The sequence below is a fragment of the Pseudomonas lurida genome (genome assembly GCF_002563895.1).
GTDB lineage: Bacteria > Pseudomonadota > Gammaproteobacteria > Pseudomonadales > Pseudomonadaceae > Aquipseudomonas > Aquipseudomonas lurida.
Genome location: NZ_PDJB01000001.1, coordinates 1,567,402 through 1,586,395 on the forward strand (window position 1 = coordinate 1,567,402; position 18,994 = coordinate 1,586,395).

At 61.9% G+C, this 18,994-nt stretch carries 18 protein-coding genes; 10 read left to right on the forward strand and 8 right to left on the reverse strand.

What is annotated here, in order from left to right:
* Window positions 1-3: 3 nt before the first annotated feature.
* The 3 genes from ATH90_RS07085 to ATH90_RS07095 all read left to right on the forward strand — a co-directional run bounded on the left by ATH90_RS07085 (window position 4) and on the right by ATH90_RS07095 (window position 2,827).
* Window positions 4-735 (forward strand): TPM domain-containing protein, encoded by a 732-nt coding sequence (locus ATH90_RS07085; RefSeq protein ID WP_098465938.1) that lies wholly within the window; start codon window positions 4-6, stop codon window positions 733-735.
* Between the two features lie 28 nt (window positions 736-763).
* Entirely contained in the window at window positions 764-1,381 is a 618-nt protein-coding gene (locus tag ATH90_RS07090; RefSeq protein ID WP_098465939.1) for a TPM domain-containing protein, read from the forward strand.
* A gap of 243 nt (window positions 1,382-1,624) precedes the next feature.
* Window positions 1,625-2,827, forward strand: coding sequence for a class I SAM-dependent methyltransferase (locus ATH90_RS07095; protein ID WP_098465940.1), 1,203 nt, complete (start codon window positions 1,625-1,627; stop codon window positions 2,825-2,827).
* A gap of 89 nt (window positions 2,828-2,916) precedes the next feature.
* Here ATH90_RS07095 and ATH90_RS07100 read toward each other — a convergent pair whose 3' ends face one another.
* The 6 genes from ATH90_RS07100 to ATH90_RS07125 form a co-directional block, all read right to left on the reverse strand.
* On the reverse strand, window positions 2,917-3,816 hold the full coding sequence (locus tag ATH90_RS07100; protein WP_034104036.1) for a DMT family transporter: 900 nt from the start codon (window positions 3,814-3,816) through the stop codon (window positions 2,917-2,919).
* Window positions 3,817-4,038: 222 nt separating this feature from the next.
* Window positions 4,039-6,603 (reverse strand): TonB-dependent receptor, encoded by a 2,565-nt coding sequence (locus tag ATH90_RS07105; RefSeq protein WP_098465941.1) that lies wholly within the window; start codon window positions 6,601-6,603, stop codon window positions 4,039-4,041.
* A 127-nt stretch (window positions 6,604-6,730) separates the two neighbouring features.
* Window positions 6,731-7,705 (reverse strand): FecR family protein, encoded by a 975-nt coding sequence (locus ATH90_RS07110; RefSeq protein ID WP_098465942.1) that lies wholly within the window; start codon window positions 7,703-7,705, stop codon window positions 6,731-6,733.
* Window positions 7,702-8,241 carry an RNA polymerase sigma factor gene (locus tag ATH90_RS07115; RefSeq protein ID WP_034104040.1) on the reverse strand — a complete coding sequence of 180 codons (540 nt, stop codon included), beginning with the start codon at window positions 8,239-8,241 and terminating at the stop codon, window positions 7,702-7,704. The genes ATH90_RS07110 and ATH90_RS07115 overlap by 4 nt, the downstream gene beginning before the upstream one ends.
* A gap of 210 nt (window positions 8,242-8,451) precedes the next feature.
* Window positions 8,452-9,324, reverse strand: a complete 873-nt coding sequence (locus ATH90_RS07120) for a dihydrodipicolinate synthase family protein (RefSeq protein WP_098465943.1) — start codon at window positions 9,322-9,324, stop codon at window positions 8,452-8,454.
* 28 nt (window positions 9,325-9,352) lie between these two features.
* Complete coding sequence (locus ATH90_RS07125) at window positions 9,353-10,135, reverse strand: aldolase (protein WP_034104044.1); 783 nt, start codon at window positions 10,133-10,135, stop codon at window positions 9,353-9,355.
* Between the two features lie 160 nt (window positions 10,136-10,295).
* On the opposite strand from ATH90_RS07125, the gene ATH90_RS07130 reads away from it, so the two are divergent.
* The gene (locus ATH90_RS07130) at window positions 10,296-10,823 is read left to right on the forward strand and encodes a helix-turn-helix domain-containing protein (RefSeq protein WP_034104046.1); all 528 of its coding nucleotides are present in this window, start codon (window positions 10,296-10,298) and stop codon (window positions 10,821-10,823) included.
* 63 nt (window positions 10,824-10,886) lie between these two features.
* Here the strand turns inward: ATH90_RS07130 and ATH90_RS07135 are convergent, their stop codons facing one another.
* On the reverse strand, window positions 10,887-11,903 hold the full coding sequence (locus tag ATH90_RS07135) for a DUF4917 family protein (protein ID WP_098465944.1): 1,017 nt from the start codon (window positions 11,901-11,903) through the stop codon (window positions 10,887-10,889).
* Window positions 11,904-12,026: 123 nt separating this feature from the next.
* Here ATH90_RS07135 and yiaY point away from each other — a divergent pair, with 123 nt between their 5' ends.
* The 6 genes from yiaY to ATH90_RS07165 all read left to right on the forward strand — a co-directional run bounded on the left by yiaY (window position 12,027) and on the right by ATH90_RS07165 (window position 18,504).
* Entirely contained in the window at window positions 12,027-13,175 is a 1,149-nt protein-coding gene (gene yiaY / locus ATH90_RS07140) for an L-threonine dehydrogenase (RefSeq protein ID WP_098465945.1), read from the forward strand.
* A 93-nt stretch (window positions 13,176-13,268) separates the two neighbouring features.
* Window positions 13,269-13,943 (forward strand): NAD(P)H-binding protein, encoded by a 675-nt coding sequence (locus ATH90_RS07145; RefSeq protein WP_098465946.1) that lies wholly within the window; start codon window positions 13,269-13,271, stop codon window positions 13,941-13,943.
* Window positions 13,943-14,851, forward strand: a complete 909-nt coding sequence (locus tag ATH90_RS07150; protein ID WP_069022245.1) for a LysR family transcriptional regulator — start codon at window positions 13,943-13,945, stop codon at window positions 14,849-14,851. The genes ATH90_RS07145 and ATH90_RS07150 overlap by 1 nt, the downstream gene beginning before the upstream one ends.
* 130 nt (window positions 14,852-14,981) lie before the next feature.
* The gene (locus ATH90_RS07155) at window positions 14,982-16,175 is read left to right on the forward strand and encodes a CaiB/BaiF CoA transferase family protein (RefSeq protein WP_034104055.1); all 1,194 of its coding nucleotides are present in this window, start codon (window positions 14,982-14,984) and stop codon (window positions 16,173-16,175) included.
* Complete coding sequence (locus ATH90_RS07160; protein WP_098465947.1) at window positions 16,172-17,113, forward strand: hydroxymethylglutaryl-CoA lyase; 942 nt, start codon at window positions 16,172-16,174, stop codon at window positions 17,111-17,113. Before ATH90_RS07155 ends, ATH90_RS07160 begins: the two co-directional genes overlap by 4 nt.
* 59 nt (window positions 17,114-17,172) lie before the next feature.
* Window positions 17,173-18,504 (forward strand): MFS transporter, encoded by a 1,332-nt coding sequence (locus ATH90_RS07165; RefSeq protein ID WP_034104059.1) that lies wholly within the window; start codon window positions 17,173-17,175, stop codon window positions 18,502-18,504.
* Here the strand turns inward: ATH90_RS07165 and ATH90_RS07170 are convergent, their stop codons facing one another.
* Window positions 18,505-18,993: a DMT family transporter gene (locus tag ATH90_RS07170; protein WP_034104061.1), complete on the reverse strand. Its 489-nt coding sequence runs from the start codon at window positions 18,991-18,993 to the stop codon at window positions 18,505-18,507.
* Window position 18,994: the final 1 nt, after the last annotated feature.

Sequence of the window (18,994 nt, forward strand, 5' to 3'; positions counted from 1 at the left end):
TCGATGCGTTTATTACGGATAGGCCTGGCGCTGTGGCTGTTAGCCTGCGTCGGCATGGCCCAGGCGGCGCTGACCTTCCCGGCGCTGACCGGGCGGGTGGTGGACAGCGCCGAGATGATCGACCCCGCCACGCGTGCCCAACTGACACAGCAGTTGCAGGCGCTGGAGCAGACCTCCGGTGACCAGATCGTGGTGGTCACCGTGCCCGACCTGCAGGGCGTGCCCATCGAGGACTTAGGTTATCAATTGGGCCGCCAGTGGGGCATTGGCCAGAAGGGCAAGGACAACGGCGCACTGTTGATCGTTGCGCGCGATGAGCGCAAATTGCGCATCGAAGTCGGCTATGGCCTTGAAGGAGTGCTCACTGATGCGCAGTCGTGGGTGATCATCAACCAGGTGATTGCGCCCAAGTTCAAGGCCGGCAATTTCAGCCAGGGCATCAGCGACGGTGTGGCCGCGATGGTGCAGGTGGTGGGCGGCGAACCGCTGGCCGTACCGGCCCATGTGGCGGACGCCAACTTTGCCAAGGATAATCCCGGGTTTTCCATCGGCTTGTTTATCTTGCTGATCGGCGTCTTGTGGCTGTGCAATCGCATGGGGCTGCCGGTGGGCGCGATCCTGCTGGCGATTCTCAGCAGCAGCGGGCGTGGCGGTGGTGGCGGGGGAGGCGGCGGCGGTGGTTTCCGGGGCGGCGGTGGCGGCTTCGGCGGCGGCGGGGCTTCAGGCGGCTGGTGATGACAATAATGAGAGAGCAACTACAACCATGGCATTACTGACTGAACATGAGCAGCGCCAGGTCGCCGAGGCGATTGCCCGCGTGGAAAAAACCACCGACGCAGAACTGGTGACCGTACTGGCTGCCCGCGCCGATGACTACGCCTACATTCCGCTGTTGTGGGCCAGCCTGATCGCGTTGGTGGTGCCCGGTGTGGTGCACTACCTGTCGGGCTACCTGACCATGTACACCTTGCTGCTGGCGCAATGGGCGACGTTCATCGTGTTGTGCCTGGTGTTTCGCCTGCCGAAGGTGACCACCCACTTGATCCCGCGCTCGGTACGCCATTGGCGTGCGTCCAACCTGGCGCGGCGGCAGTTCCTGGAGCAGAACCTGCATCACACCCTTGGCAGTACCGGCGTGCTTATTTTTGTCAGTGAGGCCGAGCGGTACGTGGAGATCCTGGTGGATGACGGTATCTCCAGGCATCTGGATGACAGCAGCTGGGATGCAATCGTCAAGGCGTTTACCCAGCAGGTGAAGCAGGGGCAGACGCTGGCGGGGTTTATCAGTTGCATTGAAGCCTGTGGCGAGTTGCTCAAGGTGCATGTGCCGGTGACCCAGCCTCGCAACGAGTTGCCCAATCGCCTGGTCGTACTCGAATAACCCAGGCAACACCGAACCCCTGTGTGAACGCCCATTCCTGTGGGCGCTGGCTTGCCTGCGATGCGGGCGCCTCGGTCCAACAGGCAAACCAGGGTGATGCCATCGCAGGCAAGCCAGCTCCCACCTCACCCAGTGTTCACATTTGAGGGGGCGGCTGATTGACCGTTGATCAAATAACTCCGTGCCCTGAAGCGCCATCCCCCCTAAAATGCCCGGCATTCCCTGCCCGAGGCGTTTTTGTTCATGTCTGTCACTGCTCAACCGGATCATCACGCCCAGTTCATCGAACTGCTCAGCGCAAGCCTCGCGCAGAACGCCTTTATCAAGCTGGTGCTGGCCAAGTACGTCGGTGAGGAAGCCGAGTTGCAGCGGCTGATCATCAAGCCGGTCACCGTCAAGGAGCAGGCGTGCCTGTCCTTCGTCTATCGCTACAAGACCCGCGATATCACCAAGAACTTTCCTTTGGCAGACGGCGTGGCGGCGATCGCCGAGCTGCTGCCGGCCCAGTTCAAGAACGCGCACCTGCTGTCACTGACCGACGAAGCCCAACTGGAATACAGCAAGAAGAACAAAAGCTCGCTGTTCAAAAGCAAGCCGCAGCAACTGCGTGAAGCGCCTTCGGCTGAGCATAACCGCGAGAAGAACCGCTTCCTCGACCTGAGCCGGCCGTTTCTCGCCGACCTGGGTGTGACGGACGCTAAGCAGGCGCTGATCCCGTCGATGTCGCGCAAATGGAAGCAGATCAACAAATTCATAGAGGTGTTCAGCCATGCGCTGACCTCGTCACCCTTGAAACTGGACCAGCCGGTGCGTGTTGCCGACTTCGGCTCGGGCAAGGGCTACCTGACGTTTGCGATTCACGACTACCTGCGCAACACCCTCAAGGCCGAGGGCGAGGTGACGGGCGTCGAATTGCGTGAAGACATGGTGACCCTGTGCAACACCGCCGCCGCGCGCCTGGAGCACCCGGGGCTGGTGTTCAAATGTGGCGATGTGCGCAGCGTCGCACCCAGCGAGCTGGACGTGATGATCGCCTTGCATGCGTGTGACATTGCCACGGACTATGCGATCCACACCGGCATCCGCTCCGGCGCGTCGATCATCATGTGTTCGCCGTGCTGCCACAAGCAGATCCGCCTGCAGATCCAGAGCCCGGTGCTGCTCAAACCGATGCTGCAATACGGCCTGCACCTTGGCCAGCAGGCAGAAATGGTCACTGACAGCCTGCGTGCATTGTTCCTCGAGGCCTGTGGTTATGAGACCAAGGTGTTCGAGTTCATCTCGCTGGAGCACACCAACAAGAACAAGATGATTCTTGCGGTCAAGCGCGCCGAACCCGTGGACAATGCGCAGTTGCTGGAGAAAATCCAGGAGCTGAAGGCGTTCTACCACATCACCGAACACTGCCTGGAAACCCTGCTGCGCGCTGACGGCTACCTGAATTGAAGTGAACACGGTCCTCTGTGGGAGCTGGCTTGCCTGCGATAGCGGTGTGTCAGTCACCACCGCCATCGCAGGCAAGCCAGCTCCCACATTCAAATAGCGCTAGCCTTGGGGGCCGGCGCAGGCTGCACCGCCGTCTTGCGCCCCAGCATCACCGTCACGATCACCCCACACGCGAACAGCCAAGTGATCGGCTCGATATGTTCACCAAAGAACAACGCCGAAAACGCGATGGTGAAGAAAATCTGCAACAGCTGGATCTGGCTGACCCGCGCGATCCCGCCCATGGCCAGGCCCGCATACCAGGCAAAGAAGCCCAGGAACTGCGAGAACAGCGATACATAGCCAAACGCCCACCACGCGCGCATCGACACCGCGCCTTGATGCTGCGCCGCCAGGTACCACACCGGGCCGATCAGCACGGGGGTCGAGAGCACCAGCGCCCAGCAAATGACCTGCCAGCCGCCCATCTCCTTGGCCAGACGGCCACCTTCGGCATAACCCAGGCCACCGACGGCGATCGCACCCAGCATCAGCAGGTCGCCGGCCTGGACACTGCCGGCCCCGGTGATCAGCGCATAACTCAACACCAACGCACTGCCCAGCGCCGCACAGGCCCAAAAGGCTTTTGACGGCCGCTCATGGGACAGCCACGCCGCATACAGCGCCACGCACAGCGGTTGCAGGCCGTTGACCAGCGCGCCGTGGGAGGCCGGCAAGGTTTGCATGGCCCAGGCCGACAGCACCGGGAAGCCGAGAATAACGCCTGCGATCACCAGGCACAGCCCGCGCACCTGACGCCAGGTGGGCCAGCGCTCGCGCCGCCACAGCAACAGCGCCGCCGCCGGGATTGCCGCGAACAGTGCACGGCCCAGGCCGTTGAGCAACGGGTGGATTTCCTGCACCACGATACGGGTGAAGGGCAGGGTCAGGCTGAAGATGATGACGCCCAGCAGGCCGAGGGCCATGCCAGTGTTTTCGCGCGAGCTCATGGGGAGTAACCGACATTCAGAGGGCTTCAAGGTCAGCCCATCTAGCCACATCCCCCGCCGATTGCGGGCCTACAGCTGGGTGCGGATTTATCCGTACAGTTGACGGTGGGAGGGAACTGCCGAGCGTTCGCGAGGCTGTGACGGGGGCACCGGCGTTTCACGGGGGCACCGGGTCGCCTGCATCGCGGGCAAGCCCGGCTCCCACATGGGCCGTGACCTTCTTCAGAAGAAGCGGGTGACGCTGACCTTCGCGTTGCGGCCTTCGCTGTAGGCGCGGTCGCCGCTGAGGGCTGGGCGGTAGTTGCGGTTGAACAGGTTGTCGACGGTGAAGTTGACTTCGGTACCTTTGAGCCCCGCCTGCTGCGGTTTCCAGCTGGCGAACAGGCCCTGAGTATCGTAGCTGGCGTTTTCATACTGGTCGTAGAAGCTGTCACCGGCCACGCTGTTGAGGCTGCTGGAATATTTATCGCTGGGCAGGCGGTCGGTCTTGCGCACGAATTGCCCTTGCCAACCCACCTGCGCGTCCCAGCTCGGGATCTTGGTCCCCAGCACCACCACCCATTTGGCCGGTGGAACATCGCGGGCCCACACATGGGTGCTGGTGGCCCACGGGTTTGTGTAAGGGTTGTCGCGTTTACCGGTGGCCCAGGAATAGGAGAGGGAGCCGAACAGGTAAGTCGAGTCGTAGTAGCCCTCAACTTCGAAGCCCTTGATGGTCATGCCTCCGACGTTGCGATAGTTGGATTTGGCCGCCATGTCGCCGCCGCAAACCGTGTCGATAGTGCCCGGGACCGAGTTCTGCCGTTCACAGCCGATACCGGTCGCCTTGAAAATTTCGTCCTCGATACGGTTGTGGAACAGCGTGGTGCGCAGTTGCAGGTTGTCTTCGCGGCTGAAGACGCCGGAGAAGTTGGTGACGTTGCCCGCGGTGATCGCGGTGATGCGTTCGGGGTCAAGGTCGACGCTGGTGGCGGTTCGGCTGCCCACGCCTTGCACCTCGTACTGTTCGTCGATCACCGGGGCGCGCCAGGTTTTGTTCCAGCTGGCGAACATCGCCACGTCCGGCGTGATGTTCCAATAGGCCGCCAGGCGCGGCGACCAGCCGGTGTAGGTGCGGTTGCTGTAGTCATGCCCGAACGACGGGTTCGGGTTGCTGTAGTACGGCGCATCGTTGGCTTCGCCACGGTTGCGCACGTGGTCGTAGCGCAGGGATGGGGTGATGGTCACGGCGCCAATGGTCACGGCATCCTGAAGGTAGAACGACTGAGTGTCGACTTTGCCGTGGGGCATGAAATACGGCTGGAAGTGCCCGTAGTTATAGCGAGGCGTGTTGTAGGTGGCGCCGGGCATCCAGCTTTCGGTTTCACGGATGTGCTTGCGAATCTGTACACCACTGGTCACGGCGTGTTCCAGCGGCCCGGTGGTGAACAGGCTGATGTTGCGTGCTTCCAGGATCTTGTCGTTGTACGAGGTATCCATCTTGCGTCCGCCGGTGGCCAGGGAGAACGAGGCGTCTTCGTTGCGCTCATCGGTCTGGTCGGTATTGGACACGGAGTAGCTGAGTTTCAAGTCCACCCAGGGGTTGTCCAGTGGCTTGTATTCGTACTTGCCCGAGTAAGTGGTGTCGATGGTCTCGCGATCCGCCAGGAAGCGTTTGAGGGCGCCTTCGTAGCCGTAGCGATCAATGGCCGATTGCAGCGGCGGCGTTGGGTAGCTCTTGGCCGAGAAAGGCGTCCAGCGCTGGCTTCTCGAGCGCGAATAAGACAGCCCCATGCTGTGTTCGTCGGTGAAGTGCGCATTGAATTTGAACAAGGCGCCGTCGACATTCTGCGCGCTGTTGGGCAAGCGCTTAGGATTGATCGGGTACTCGTTGCGCGTGTCTGGCGGGGTGGCCGCCAGCTTCATGTCGCCGCCGTCGCGTTGGGTGATGTAGGCCAGGCCGTCGAAGCGAGCGTCGTCGGTACGGCCGTAGATGGCCGAACTGTAGACCTGTTCGTGATCGTTGCTGGAATAGCCATATTTGAGCATGGCGCCGGCATTGCGACCGTCTTCGAGCAAGTCCGGAGCGTCCTTGGTTTCCATGTGCACCGTGCCACCGAAGCCGCCGTTGCCGGTGAACGCCGAGTACGGGCCTTTTTCCACTTCGATGCGCTTGATCAGTTCAGGCTCGATGAACACGGTGCCTTGCTGGTAACGCTCGAAGCCGCTCTTGGTCGCGCCATCCACGGTCATTGGTATGTCTTCGGCCTCGCCCATGCCGCGAATGTTCATCGTCTGGCCACCCGGTTTGGGCGAGCCACCCATGAACACACCGGGCAGGGTTTGCAGCAGCGAAGGGATGTTGTTGGGCTGGTAGCGGTCGATATCGGCCTGGCTCAAGGTGGAGCGCCCGACGGTACTGGAGTCCACCTGGTTGCCCGTGCCGATCACGCTCAGGGCGTCCAGTTGTACGGCACCGCTGCTGGTGGTCTTGGCCTCTTCGGGCCTTACCACATAGGTGCTGCCGACCTTGATCAGGGTGAACTCACCATTTTTCAACAAGGTGCGAATCGCCACTTCCGGCGTGAAGTCACCGTTGAGTGAGGGTGCATGCACGTGCTTGAGCAACTCTTCGTCAAACAGCAACTGGATCTGGGCCTGCTGCGCCACCTGGCTCAGGGACGTGGCCAGCGCCTGGGCAGGCAGGTTGAAAGTCTCGGCGTGGGCGCTGAGGCTGAACGCCAGGCAGGTGACGATGAGGCTCGGTCGAAGAAACAGGTGCGAAGCGTGGCAAGGCGCGCGAAACATGAGATCCCCCGGTGCGGCCAAATGGCCAAAAGGTGTGCGTATCAGATGCAGACCGGAGGAAGACGGGGCAGGTAAAAAAATCCACACCTGCGAATGAAAAATATTCTCAAATAAGAAGCGGGTGGGATTATTTGCTCGGTTCGATTCTGACAATGCCGTCGGCCGAGGCCACGGTTTTCACTGGCAACAGCGCGGGCAGGGCATTGAGCAGGGCGTCTGGGTCATTCACATCCAGGTTGCCTGAAACCTTCAGGTGCGCCACGGCGTTGCTCACCTGCAGCGGTGCCTGGGGACGATACAGGCTCAACTCGTCGATCAGGCTGGCCAGTTCGCGGTTGCGAAACGACAAGTGCCCGCTGCGCCAGTCGGCGACTTCTTCAGCGGTGAGGGTTTGCTGTTGCAAGGTGCCCTTGGCATAGCTGTAGATCGCGCGTTGCTGTGTACCCAGCAAGCTGACCGGGCTTTTTGCGTCTGGCTCGAAGGCGACCTGGCCATGGGCGACGCTGACCACCAGTTGTTGTGGGCTGCGGCGCACATCGAAGCCGGTGCCGACCACGCGCACACTGGCTTCACCTGCTTGCACGAACAGTGGCCGCTCCTTGTCGGCGGCGACGTCGATATACACCTGCCCTTTGTCCAGGTGCACGATGCGTTGGTACGCGGTGAAATCAACCCGCACGCGGGTGTTGGCGTTCACGTACAAGGTGCTGCCATCGGGCAGGTCCAGGGTGCGCATGCCTTTGGCATGCGCCGCCAGCTGGGTGTGATAGAGCTCGCGGGGAGCACCGATGTGAGTGGCCAGCACCGCACACAGCAAGGCGGCGGCCACGGCCAGGGCCAGGGCAGGGCGCCATGCCGACGGTTTGCGCTTGGGCAGCGCCACGGGTTTGTTCAATTGCTGCAACTGGGCCAGGTCCGCCCACAGTTGCTCGAATTCGGCATAGGCGCGCGCATGGGCAGGCTCGGCCTGCCAGGCAGCAAAGGCCTTGCGCTCGGCGCGCCCGGCCTCATTGCGATTGAGGGCAAACCAACGGGCGGCTTGGGCATCGATAGCGTCACTGTCTTCGATGTCCAGGACGTCGGTGTCGCTCAGGCGGTTCATTCTGGCTGCTCCGTGCCGGGTTCGTGTTGAAGGCGTCGCTTGCAATGCAGCAGGGCAAACGCGATGTGCTTTTCCACCATGCTGGTCGAAATGCCCATGCGCTCGGCGATCTGCGCCTGGCTCAAGCCTTCGAAGCGGTGCAGCATAAGGGCTTCTCGCCTGCGGGGCGAGAGTTCGGCGAGGACTTCTTTCAACTGTTCCAGGCGTTGCAAGCGTTGAGCGGCGGCCATGGGATCGTTTTGCTCGTCGGCGATCGGCTCGGCGTCCATTTCGGCCGGATCAAAGTGGGCGGTCTGTCGTACCTTCTGTTTGCGCCAGTGATCGCGCAGCAGGTTGCGCGCCATCTGGAACAGAAACGCCCGTGGCTGCTCGACCTTGGCCCGGTCGCGGTAGTCCAGCCACTGAGTAAAGACATCCTGGGTCATGTCCGCCGCGTCGCTGGCGTTGTCCGTGCGTTTGCGCAGGAAATACAGGATGTCTGTATAAAACCCGCGAAAGGCATCGGCCGACAACGGGTCGGGCTTGGGACGAGACATGGATATCCTTCTTGGCGAAGCACGACGTAGAAAAGTCGCGAATGATATCGAGAATTATTGTCATTTGTCTCTGGGTAAAAGAGTTATTCGGTCAAAATGTGGGCGCTGGCCTGCCCGCGATGCAAGCCCCTCGGTTGGCCAATTGCATGAGGGGACGCCGTCGCGGCGATGCATCGACCCCAAAACCAGCTCCCACCTAGCGCTTTTGTTTTAGCGCAGCAATGCCTGAAGTTGCTCGATCCCGGTTTCACTCAAAGGAAAAACCGGCAAACGCGGGTCGCCCACATCCAGCCCGGTCAAACGTAGCCCGGCCTTGATCGTCGCGGGCAACCCGCCCTTGAGGATGAACTCCAGCAACGGCAACTGGCGATAAAACAGGTCTCGCGCCTTGGCCAGGTCATTGCCCAATACCGCGTCATACAAATCCAGGTTGAGCTGTGGGATCAGGTTCGGTGCCGCCGTGCACCAACCCTTGGCACCCGCCGCGAAGGCTTCCAGCGCCAGTGGGTTGCAACCGTTGTAGAACGGCACGTCGCTCTGGCGATGCAACTGGTGCATGCGCTGAATATCCCCAGTGCTTTCCTTGACCATCGTCACGTTGGCCACCCGCTTGATGATGCGCAGGATCAAGTCCATCGACATGTCCGTACCGCTGGTGGCCGGGTTGTTGTAGAGCATGATCGGCACGCCGATGCTGTCACCGATCGCGGCGTAGTGGGCGAGGATCTCCGCTTCGCTGAGTTTCCAGTAAGACGTCGGCAGCACCATCACTGCATCGGCGCCATTGGCTTCGGCGTAGCGGGCGCGACGCACGGCTTTGGCGGTGGTCAGGTCCGAGACACTGACGATGGTCGGTACGCGCCGGGCGATCTTTGCCAGGCTGAAGGCACTGACTTCATCCCACTCGGCGTCACTCAAGTACGCACCTTCGCCGGTGCTGCCCAACGGCGCGATGGCGTGCACGCCGCTGGCGATCAGGCGGTCGATGGAGCGACCCAGGGCGTTGAGGTCGATGCGTTGGCCGTCGGCGCTGAACGGGGTGATGGTGTAGCCGATGATGCCGTGAATGGTTGGGCTGGACATGGAGAGTCTCCGGTCGGAAAAGGGTAAATCAGTTCAGGCAATCGGCGTGTTGACGCAGGTTCTGCCGGGCGTAGTAGTTGAATGCGGCGCCATGGCGCTTGGGCCGGGAGATCCAGTCATGGGCCTCGCGACCCAGCTGCGGCACGATCGGCTTGATGGTGCCGGCCGCCATCGCCAGCAACTGCAACTTGGCCGCTCGCTCGATCAACTGCGCGATCACGCAGGCTTCCTCGATACTCGCCCCGGTGGACAGCTGGCCGTGGTGCGAGAGCAGGATCGCGCGCTTGTCTCCCAGCGCCGTGGTGATGATTTCGCCTTCTTCATTGCCCACCGGCACACCCGGCCAGGCCTCCAGGAATGCGCAGTCTTCATACAGCGGGCACAGGTCCATATGGGACACCTGCAGCGGCACTTCCAGCATCGACAGCGCGGCGACGTGCGTGGGGTGCGTGTGGATGATGCAGTTCACATCCGGACGGCCACGGTACACCCAGCTGTGGAAACGGTTGGCCGGGTTGGGAATGCCGTGGCCCTCGAGGACTTCAAGATCCTCGTTCACCAGCAGCAGGTTGCTGGCGGTGATCTCATCAAAACCCAGGCCCAGTTGCTGCGTGTAGAACGTGCCCTGTTCCGGTCCGCGCGCGGTGATCTGCCCGGCCAGGCCGGAGTCGTGGCCATTTTCGAACAGGATGCGGCAGGTCAGCGCCAGCTTTTGCCGGTCGGTCCACGTATTATCCGCCAGGGTGTTTTGCATCTGGATCAGCGCTTGCTTGACCAGTTGGTCTTTTGGGAGTGCTAATGTCTTGGCCATATCGGTGTCCCTTGGGTGGTTCAATGGACGTCTGTTTTGCTGCTTTCCCGCTGCTCGCGAGGCCGTTGGGTCACTGCAAATGACACTAAAGATGCTATATGACACTTTGTGTCATTGGCAAGCACAGCTCATCGCTTATTGCCTGGATTAATCGCAGCGCATGTCTATCCGTTTGAAATTATTAAGAAAAAAACTTGGCGTTACCTTGGAGGCGCTGGCCGAAAAGTCGGGGATGACCAAGAGCTACCTGTCCAAGGTCGAGCGCGGGCTTAACACGCCGTCGATTGCCGCCGCGTTGAAACTGGCCAAGGCATTGAACGTGAAGGTCGAAGAGCTGTTCAGCGAAGACAGTGTCAGCCTCGACAGCTACAGCCTGGTGCGCAGCCATGAGCGGCCCGACACGTCACCGGGTTACGCGGTGCTGGCCCATCAGGTCAGCGAACGCAGCCTGCTGCCGTTCATCATCTACCCGCCGGCGGAATTCACCGACAAGACCTTCAAGGAGCACTTGGGGGAAGAATTCCTGTTCGTGCATGAAGGCCGGGTGGAGGTGGACTTCATGAGTGAGCGCGTGATCCTGGAGCGGGGCGATGCGCTGCACTTCAATGCGCAGAAGCCGCATCGCTTGCGCTCGGTGGGGCCGGTGCAGGCACAGTTACTGGTGGTGGTGCACAGCGCGGAAGAATGACCACGATGCAGGATTGAAATAGGGGCCAGTCTGGGAGCGAGCAGGCCCGCTCCCATATTGTGATCAGCGTTCGACAGGGACGGACAGGGCAGGATGACCCAATGGATGCGTGCGCGCCGCAAAGAATTTCAGTTCCACGCCAGCCCCCTCAAACAACTCCGAATACCGCCGCTTCTGCTGACGAATAAACCCATCGCTGCGCCCCGACACCGAGATCGCCAGTGTCGTCACATTGGCCTGGCGTATCGCATCCACCACGTGTTTATCCTGCGCCCCCAAGTCATGGCCGAAGATGCACAACGCGCCCTCATGGACCAGCAACTGCTCATAGCAAAACGACAGGTAATCCGAACTGCGGATGGTCTTGAGCTTCTCCTCCACCTTGCCCTCGCTGACGAACAGTGGCACGTCGTCGAGGGTCTTGAGGGTGTTGTTGATCGCGAAACTACTGAGCAAGGTGCTGTCGGTGGTCGGCAATTTGCGCGCGGTGCCGTCGAGGTTGCGCACCAGGTGCAGGCCGCCATGCAAATACAAAATGCGTGTGGCATCAGTGCGGGTGTCGCGCAGGTTGAAGCTGGCGTCGGCGCTGCGAAACAGGTCATCGATGCCGGGGGCATGCAGGATCGCCCAGTAGTTGAGCAGGTCGTAATTGGTGGTGAATACCGTGGGGTAATTCTTCAATTCATGGTTGATTGTTGCCAGCGTCGACGGTTGCACCAGGCGCCAGGGGATATGCACGGCGTGGATGGTGTTGATCAACGCTTCCTTGATTGCGTAGTAGCGATTGCGCGGCGCGGCCGAGCTGACCGCCAGGGCCTTGTTGACCCGGCTGGTGGTCTTCAATGCCCCCAGCGCCTGCTCGAAACTACGGGTTTGCAGGGCATCGAACACGCTGAGTTCGGATTGGCTCAGGGGCTTTTCTTCGACGGTGCGGGCGTTTTCGAACAGCGAGTCGTAGGCAAAGTCTTCCCAAATCGTGCGGCTTGCGCCGTTGCCGATCAGAATCCCGCTGAAGTCGAGGGTCGCGCGCAGCGCGCTCCAGTCTTCAAGGTGGGCGTCAATATCCTGGAAATCCTTCATTGCGGCGGGTCTACTCGAAATCGGCTGGACGGTGACTTTATCACGGCTTGGTGTTGATCCTGATCAAGATGCGGCCGCTGGCGCAGGTTGATGCTGTAGGCATAAAGCCTCTGAGGATTCGCCATGAGCAGCACCTTCTTTATCCCCGCCGTCAACATCATGGGCACTGACTGCCTTGACGAAGCCATGAACGCCATCCGCAACTATGGTTTTCGCAAGGCGCTGATCGTCACCGACGCCGGCCTGGCCAAGGCGGGCGTCGCGAGCATGATCGCTGAGAAGCTGGCGATGCAGGACATCGACTCGGTGATCTACGACGGCGCCAAGCCTAACCCCAATGTGGAAAACGTCGAGAAAGGCCTGGCCCTGCTGCAACAGAGCGCCTGCGACTTCGTGGTGTCCCTCGGCGGCGGTTCGCCCCATGACTGCGCCAAGGGCATCGCTTTGTGCGCCACCAACGGCGGGCATATCGGCGACTACGAAGGCGTCGACCAGTCGAGCAAGCCGCAACTGCCGCTGGTGGCGATCAACACCACCGCCGGCACTGCCAGCGAGATGACGCGCTTCTGCATCATCACCGACGAAACCCGCCACGTGAAAATGGCCATCGTCGACCGCAACGTCACGCCGCTGCTGTCGGTCAACGACCCGGCGTTGATGGTCGGCATGCCCAAGGGCCTCACCGCTGCCACCGGTATGGACGCGCTGACCCACGCCATTGAAGCCTATGTGTCCACCGCCGCCACGCCGATCACCGATGCCTGCGCTATCAAGGCCATCGAACTGATCAGCGCCAACCTGCGCCTGGCGGTCCGCGACGGCAGCGACAAGGTCGCGCGGGAAAACATGGCCTACGCGCAGTTCCTCGCCGGCATGGCGTTCAACAATGCGTCGCTGGGCTTCGTGCACGCCATGGCCCACCAACTGGGTGGTTTCTACGACCTGCCCCACGGCGTTTGCAACGCGGTGTTGCTGCCCCATGTGCAAAGCTTCAACGCCAGCGTCAGCGCCAAACGCTTGAGCGACGTCGGTCGTGCGCTGGGCGCCGACATCAAGGGCATCACCGACGAAGAAGGTGCCCAGGCCGCCATCGCGGCGATTCGCAGCCTGGCCCACGACGTTGAAATCCCCGCCGGATTGCGTGAGCTGGGCGCCAAGTTGCAGGACATTCCCTTGCTGGCGACCAATGCGCTGAAGGATGCGTGTGGCCTGACCAACCCACGGCGGGCGGATCAGCGTCAGATCGAGGAGATCTTTCGCAGCGCGTTCTGAGGAGGGGCAGTTGTGAGCTGCAAGCGGTAAGCTACACGTTGAACTGCATTCAACTTGAGCTTGAAGCTTGCGGCTTGCCGCTGAGGTCCCCCTATGAGAGTTCTGTTATTCGGCGCCACCGGCATGGTCGGCCAGGGCGTCCTGCGTGAGTGCCTGTTGGCGGCCGACGTCCAGGAAGTCGTCGCCGTTGGCCGCACGGCATTGACCCAGGAGCACGGCAAGCTGCACCAGGTGTTGCACGGTGACATGCTGGATTTCCAGCCTCTGGAAAACCTGTTGCAAGGGTTTGATGCATGCTTCTTTTGCCTTGGCGTCTCATCGGCGGGGATGAAGGAAACCCAGTACACGCACCTCACCTACGACCTGACGCTGGTCGCCGCGAGCACGCTGGCGCGGCTCAATCCACAGATGACGTTTATCTATGTCTCCGGCGCCGGTACAGACAGTTCCGAGGCGGGCAAATCGATGTGGGCGCGGGTCAAGGGCAAGACCGAGAATGCCTTGCTGCGCCTACCGTTCAAGGCCGTGTACCTGTTTCGGCCGGGGGTGATCCAGCCCTTGCATGGCGTGCGGTCCAAGACACCGTTGTACCAGTCGTTTTATTCGGTACTCGGGCCGGTGCTGTCGTTCGTGCGCCGGTTGAAACCGGGCTGGGTGGTGAGTACCGAGACGGTGGGCCGGGCGATGTTGCAGGCGGCCAGCCACGGCGCGCCGCAGCCCGTGGTGGAGCAGGCCGAGATCAACCGGCTGGCCAGCGAGCGTCGCTGATGTTGCACAAGAGCCTGGTGCGTCGCTTGGATCTGATCACGCTGCAGTTGTTTGTGGCGGTGTTCGAGGAGGGCACGCTGACCCGGGCCGCCAACCGTGAAGCCATTGCCGTGTCGGCTGCCAGCAAGCGCCTGATGGAGTTGGAGCAGGTGCTGGGCGTCAGTCTGTTCGTGCGGCGCGCCAAGGGCATGGACCTGACGGCGGCCGGCGAAACCTTGCTGCACCATGCGCGGCAGATGCTGTTCAACGTCGAGAAGATGGGCCTGGAGCTGGGCGAACACAGCCATGGCGTGCGCGGTTATGTGCGGATGCTGGCCAATCTGTCGGCGATCATTCAGTTTCTTCCGGAAGACCTGCGGGACTTTTCCGAACGGCACCCCGAAGTGAAGACCGACCTGGAAGAACGTCCCAGCAAGGGCGTGGTGCAGGGGGTACTGGATGGCGTGGCGGACCTCGGCATCTGCTCCAGTGACACCGACACCAAAGGCCTGCCCAGCGTGACCTATCGTCACGACAAACTGGTGGTGCTGATGCCGGCAGATCACCCGTTGGCGGCACGTAGAACCCTGGCGTTTGCTGAAACCCTGGGCAGCGACTACGTCGGCCTGCACGCCGCCAGCTCCATCAACATGCGCACCCACGCCGCCGCACGCGAGGCGGGCAAGATGCTGCGCCTGCGCATTCATGTGCCGGGGTTCGATGCGATGTGCCGCATGGTCCAGGCCAACATGGGCATCGGGATCTTGCCGCAGAAAGCCTATGAGTTGTTTGGTCGCGCATTGGGTTTGCATGCCGTGCCGCTGACGGACGACTGGTCGGATCGCAGCCTGATCCTGGTCGTGCGCGATGAAGCGCAGTTATCCCCGGTAAGTCGCCTGCTGTTCGACTACCTCAGCGGCCCCCTGTAGGCGGCCGCCTTGCCGGTTCCTACCAGTGCGTTCGCGTTTGGCGAACGCTTCTTGCCAACTGACGGTTGGATTTTCTGTGCACCGGCCCTCTAGTCTTTGCGTCACATTCCAAGAATAAGAGGTGCACCCCATGACGGCTCCCCTGAGCGGCATCAAGGTGATCGAGATCGGCACTCTGATTGCCGCGCCGTTCGCCGCCCGGCTGATGGCCGAGTTTGGCGCCGAGGTGATCAAGATCGAGGCTATGGGCCAGGGCGACCCGCTTCGCAAATGGCGAAAGCTGCACGAAGGCACGTCGCTGTGGTGGTACCTGCAATCGCGCAACAAGAAATCCCTGGCGCTGGATCTAAAGTCGCCCGAAGGCCTGGAGCTGATCAAGCAATTGCTCGGCGACGCCGATGTGCTGATCGAAAACCTGCGCCCCGGTGGCCTCGAAAAACTCGGCCTCGGCTGGGACGTGTTGCACGCCCTCAACCCCAAGCTGACCCTGGTGCGCATCTCTGGCTACGGCCAGACCGGCCCCTATCGCGACCGCCCAGGTTTTGGTGCCATCGGCGAGGCCATGGGCGGCATCCGCTACACCACCGGCAACCCGGATTCGCCGCCGGCGCGAGTCGGTGTGAGCTTGGGGGACTCCCTGGCGTCGTTGCATGGCGTGATCGGCGCGCTGATGTCGCTGCTGCGGGTCAAGACGGGGCAGGGTGATGGGCAGATTGTCGATGTGTCGCTGGCTGAAAGCGTGTTCAACTTGATGGAAAGCCTGGTGCCGGAATACGACATGCTCGGCCATGTGCGCGAACGCAGCGGCGGTGCCTTGCCAGGCATAGCGCCCTCCAACACCTACCTGACAGCCGACGGAGCGTATGTGGTGATCGCGGGCAACAGCGACCCGATCTACAAGCGCCTGATGCACACCATCGGCCGCGCCGACCTGGCCGAGGCGCCCGAGTTTGCCCACAACGATGGACGCGCGGCCAAGAGCGGCCTGCTCGACGCGGCGATCACCCACTGGACCAGCAGCCTGCCTATCGACCAGGTGCTCAGCGCCCTTGAAGCCGCTGAAGTTCCTGCCGGGCGCATCTACTCCGTCGCAGACATCGTCAATGACCCGCACTACCAGGCGCGCGACATGTTGCTCAAGGCCGAGCTGCCTGGCGGTGTGTCGGTGAAGATGCCCGGCATCGTTCCCAAGCTGTCGCAAACCCCTGGTGGCGTGAACTGGCAGGGCCCGACCCTGGGGCAACACACCGACGAAATTCTCGGTAGCCTGGGCCTGGCCGGCGCCGATATCCAACGCCTGAAAACCGCGGGAGTGGTGCAATGATTGCAGACTATTCAGACCCCCTGATCGTGCAGGAAGTGTCCCCGCGCGATGGGCTGCAGATCGAGCCGACCTGGGTCGAGACGGCGGATAAGATCGCCTTGATCGATCAGCTGTCCCTCGCCGGTTTTTCGCGCATCGAAGCGGGTTCGTTCGTCTCCCCCAAGGCGATTCCAGCATTGCGTGATGGCGAGCACGTGTTCCAGGGCATCCAACGCAAGGCGGGTGTTATCTATGTGGCGCTGATCCCCAACCTCAAGGGCGCCCAGCGTGCCATCGAGTCCCGTGCCGATGAATTGAACCTGGTGATGTCTGCGAGCCAGACCCATAACCTGGCCAATATGCGCATGCGCTGCGAAGCGTCGCTGGCGGCGTTTGGCGATATTGTCAGCTTTGCTGCCGACCATCCGGTGAGGCTCAACGGCAGCATCGCCACCACCTTTGGCTGCCCGTTCGAAGGCAAGATCGACGAAGACCGCGTACTGCAGATTGTCGAGGCGTATCAGGCGCTGGGCATCCAGGGCATCAGCCTGGCCGACACCACCGGCATGGCCAATCCGCGCCAGGTGGGACGCCTGGTCAAGCGCGTGCTGCAGCGCGTATCCGCCCGTGACCTGACCCTGCATTTTCACAATACCCGCGGCCTGGGCTTGTGCAATGTGCTGGCCGCCTATGAGGCCGGTGCCCGTCGTTTTGACGCGGCGCTCGGGGGGTTGGGCGGTTGTCCGTTTGCGCCGGGGGCATCGGGCAATATCTGTACCGAAGATTTGGTCAACCTGTGCGAGGAGGTCGGGATTCACACCGGTATCGACTTGCCGCACCTGCTGCACATGTCCCGCCGCCTGCCGGCCCTGTTGGGCCACGAACTGCCCGGTCAAGTGGCCAAGGCCGGGCGCAATTGTGACCTGCACCCGCCGCCGGCCTACATCGCCGCGCTGTAGCACCACACCAGACAACAAAAACAAACGGGCGCCTGTGAGCAGCCCGCTGGAGAGAAACCATGAGCACTAATACGTTGGAGGCCGGCGCGCGCCCGGCCGCTGAAATCGATGCCGAAAAAGCCTTGGTCAGCAAGGTCGCGTGGCGCCTGATGCCGCTGATCATGGTGTGCTACCTGTTCGCGTTTTTTGACCGTATCAACATCAGCTTCGCCAAGTTCCAGCTGCAAGCGGACCTGAGCTTGAGCGACACCGCCTATGGCCTGGGCGCCGGGTTGTTCGTGGTGGGGTATGTGATCTTCGAAGTGCCGAGCAACATGATGCTGTACAAGGTCGGCGCGCGGCGCTGGATTGCGCGCATCATGATGTCGTGGGGGCTGGCAACGGCGGCCATGGTGTTTGTCACCGCGGAATGGCAGTTCTACGGCTTGCGCTTCATCATCGGCGCCATGGAGGCGGGTTTCGCGCCTGGCGTGCTGTATTACCTGACATTGTGGTTTCCGCAGCACTTCCGGGGGCGCATCACGTCGATGCTGTTCCTGGCGTCGGCCTTCGCGGGCCTGGTGGGCGCACCGTTTTCCGGCCTGGTGCTGGAGCACCTCGACGGTGTCTTCCAGATGCGCGGTTGGCATTGGCTGTTCCTGCTCGGCGGCTTGCCGTGCATCGGCCTGGGGTTCCTGGTGCTGACCTTGCTCAAGGACCGCATCGAAGACGCCCATTGGCTGACGGCGGCGGAGAAAACCTTGCTGGCGAGCCGTATCGCCAAGCATGAGCCGAATCAGCACGGTGGCTCGCTGCTGTCGGCACTGCGCATTCCGGGCTTCTTGATGCTCGGCTTCATCTACTTCCTGATCCAGGTGGCGTCCTACGGCCTCAACTTCTGGGCGCCGCAACTGATCCGCAGCGCCGGCACCCAGAGCCCGGTGATGATCGGCCTGCTCACGGCGATTCCTTATGTATGCGGCGCGATCAGCATGGTGGTGATCGGGCGTCTGTCGGATGCCACCGGCGAGCGGCGCAAGTTTGTCTGCGGCCTGGTGGTACTGGGGGCGGTGGGCTTCTTCAGTGCCGGCATCTTTGCCGACCACACGACCTTCCTGATCATTGCCCTGGGCATGTTGGGGGCGGGCATCATCGCCTCGATCCCGACCTTCTGGACCTTGCCTCCCAAGTTGCTGGCCGGTGCCGGTGCAGGCGCGGCCGGCGGGATTGCGGTGATCAATACCCTCGGGCAGTTCGGTGGCATTGTCAGCCCGGTGATGGTGGGGCGGATCAAGGACCTCACCGGCAGCACCACCCCGGCGCTCTATGTGATCGGCGTGTGCGCGCTGTTGGCGGCGGCGCTGCTGTTGTGGGGCTTGCCCCAGAAGTTGCGTACGCTCGACAAGGGCTGATCAGCCCGCGGTTGCCAAGGCGCGGGCCGGTGTAGCGCTGAACTGAATCAACGCTACGCCGCCGATCAACAACAACGCCCCCAGGACCCGGGGCGTTGTCAGTTGACGCTCCACCAGACCGAACAGGCCGAAGTGATCCAGCACCAGCGACGCGAGAATCTGCCCGGCCATGGCTAATGCGATAAACCCCGACGCGCCCAGTTTGGGCAGCAGCATCAACGCCAGTGAAATGAAGCACACGCCAAACGCGCCACCCGCCCACATCCACAACGGGGCCTTACTGATAAAGGCCAGGCTCGGCAACGGCAGCCGTAACGCCATGATGACCGGCAGCAACACGATGATACTCACCAGCAGCGACGCCAGCGTGGCCCACAACGGGTGGCCAAGCCCGCGCCCAAGGTTGGCGTTGATCGCACTTTGAAACGGCACCACCGCTCCGGCGATGACCGCCAGCGCCAATAGACCCACCCAATGCAACGTCGTCATG

What these genes read in the sequence shown, in the direction of transcription:
- ATH90_RS07085 (WP_098465938.1), top strand. Translation starts at nt 4, where the DNA reads ATGCGTTTATTACGGATAGGCCTGGCGCTGTGGCTGTTAGCCTGCGTC.
- ATH90_RS07090 (WP_098465939.1), top strand. Translation starts at nt 764, where the DNA reads ATGGCATTACTGACTGAACATGAGCAGCGCCAGGTCGCCGAGGCGATT.
- ATH90_RS07095 (WP_098465940.1), top strand. Translation starts at nt 1,625, where the DNA reads ATGTCTGTCACTGCTCAACCGGATCATCACGCCCAGTTCATCGAACTG.
- ATH90_RS07100 (WP_034104036.1), bottom strand. Translation starts at nt 3,816, where the DNA reads ATGAGCTCGCGCGAAAACACTGGCATGGCCCTCGGCCTGCTGGGCGTC.
- ATH90_RS07105 (WP_098465941.1), bottom strand. Translation starts at nt 6,603, where the DNA reads ATGTTTCGCGCGCCTTGCCACGCTTCGCACCTGTTTCTTCGACCGAGC.
- ATH90_RS07110 (WP_098465942.1), bottom strand. Translation starts at nt 7,705, where the DNA reads ATGAACCGCCTGAGCGACACCGACGTCCTGGACATCGAAGACAGTGAC.
- ATH90_RS07115 (WP_034104040.1), bottom strand. Translation starts at nt 8,241, where the DNA reads ATGTCTCGTCCCAAGCCCGACCCGTTGTCGGCCGATGCCTTTCGCGGG.
- ATH90_RS07120 (WP_098465943.1), bottom strand. Translation starts at nt 9,324, where the DNA reads ATGTCCAGCCCAACCATTCACGGCATCATCGGCTACACCATCACCCCG.
- ATH90_RS07125 (WP_034104044.1), bottom strand. Translation starts at nt 10,135, where the DNA reads ATGGCCAAGACATTAGCACTCCCAAAAGACCAACTGGTCAAGCAAGCG.
- ATH90_RS07130 (WP_034104046.1), top strand. Translation starts at nt 10,296, where the DNA reads ATGTCTATCCGTTTGAAATTATTAAGAAAAAAACTTGGCGTTACCTTG.
- ATH90_RS07135 (WP_098465944.1), bottom strand. Translation starts at nt 11,903, where the DNA reads ATGAAGGATTTCCAGGATATTGACGCCCACCTTGAAGACTGGAGCGCG.
- yiaY (WP_098465945.1), top strand. Translation starts at nt 12,027, where the DNA reads ATGAGCAGCACCTTCTTTATCCCCGCCGTCAACATCATGGGCACTGAC.
- ATH90_RS07145 (WP_098465946.1), top strand. Translation starts at nt 13,269, where the DNA reads ATGAGAGTTCTGTTATTCGGCGCCACCGGCATGGTCGGCCAGGGCGTC.
- ATH90_RS07150 (WP_069022245.1), top strand. Translation starts at nt 13,943, where the DNA reads ATGTTGCACAAGAGCCTGGTGCGTCGCTTGGATCTGATCACGCTGCAG.
- ATH90_RS07155 (WP_034104055.1), top strand. Translation starts at nt 14,982, where the DNA reads ATGACGGCTCCCCTGAGCGGCATCAAGGTGATCGAGATCGGCACTCTG.
- ATH90_RS07160 (WP_098465947.1), top strand. Translation starts at nt 16,172, where the DNA reads ATGATTGCAGACTATTCAGACCCCCTGATCGTGCAGGAAGTGTCCCCG.
- ATH90_RS07165 (WP_034104059.1), top strand. Translation starts at nt 17,173, where the DNA reads ATGAGCACTAATACGTTGGAGGCCGGCGCGCGCCCGGCCGCTGAAATC.
- ATH90_RS07170 (WP_034104061.1), bottom strand. Translation starts at nt 18,993, where the DNA reads ATGACGACGTTGCATTGGGTGGGTCTATTGGCGCTGGCGGTCATCGCC.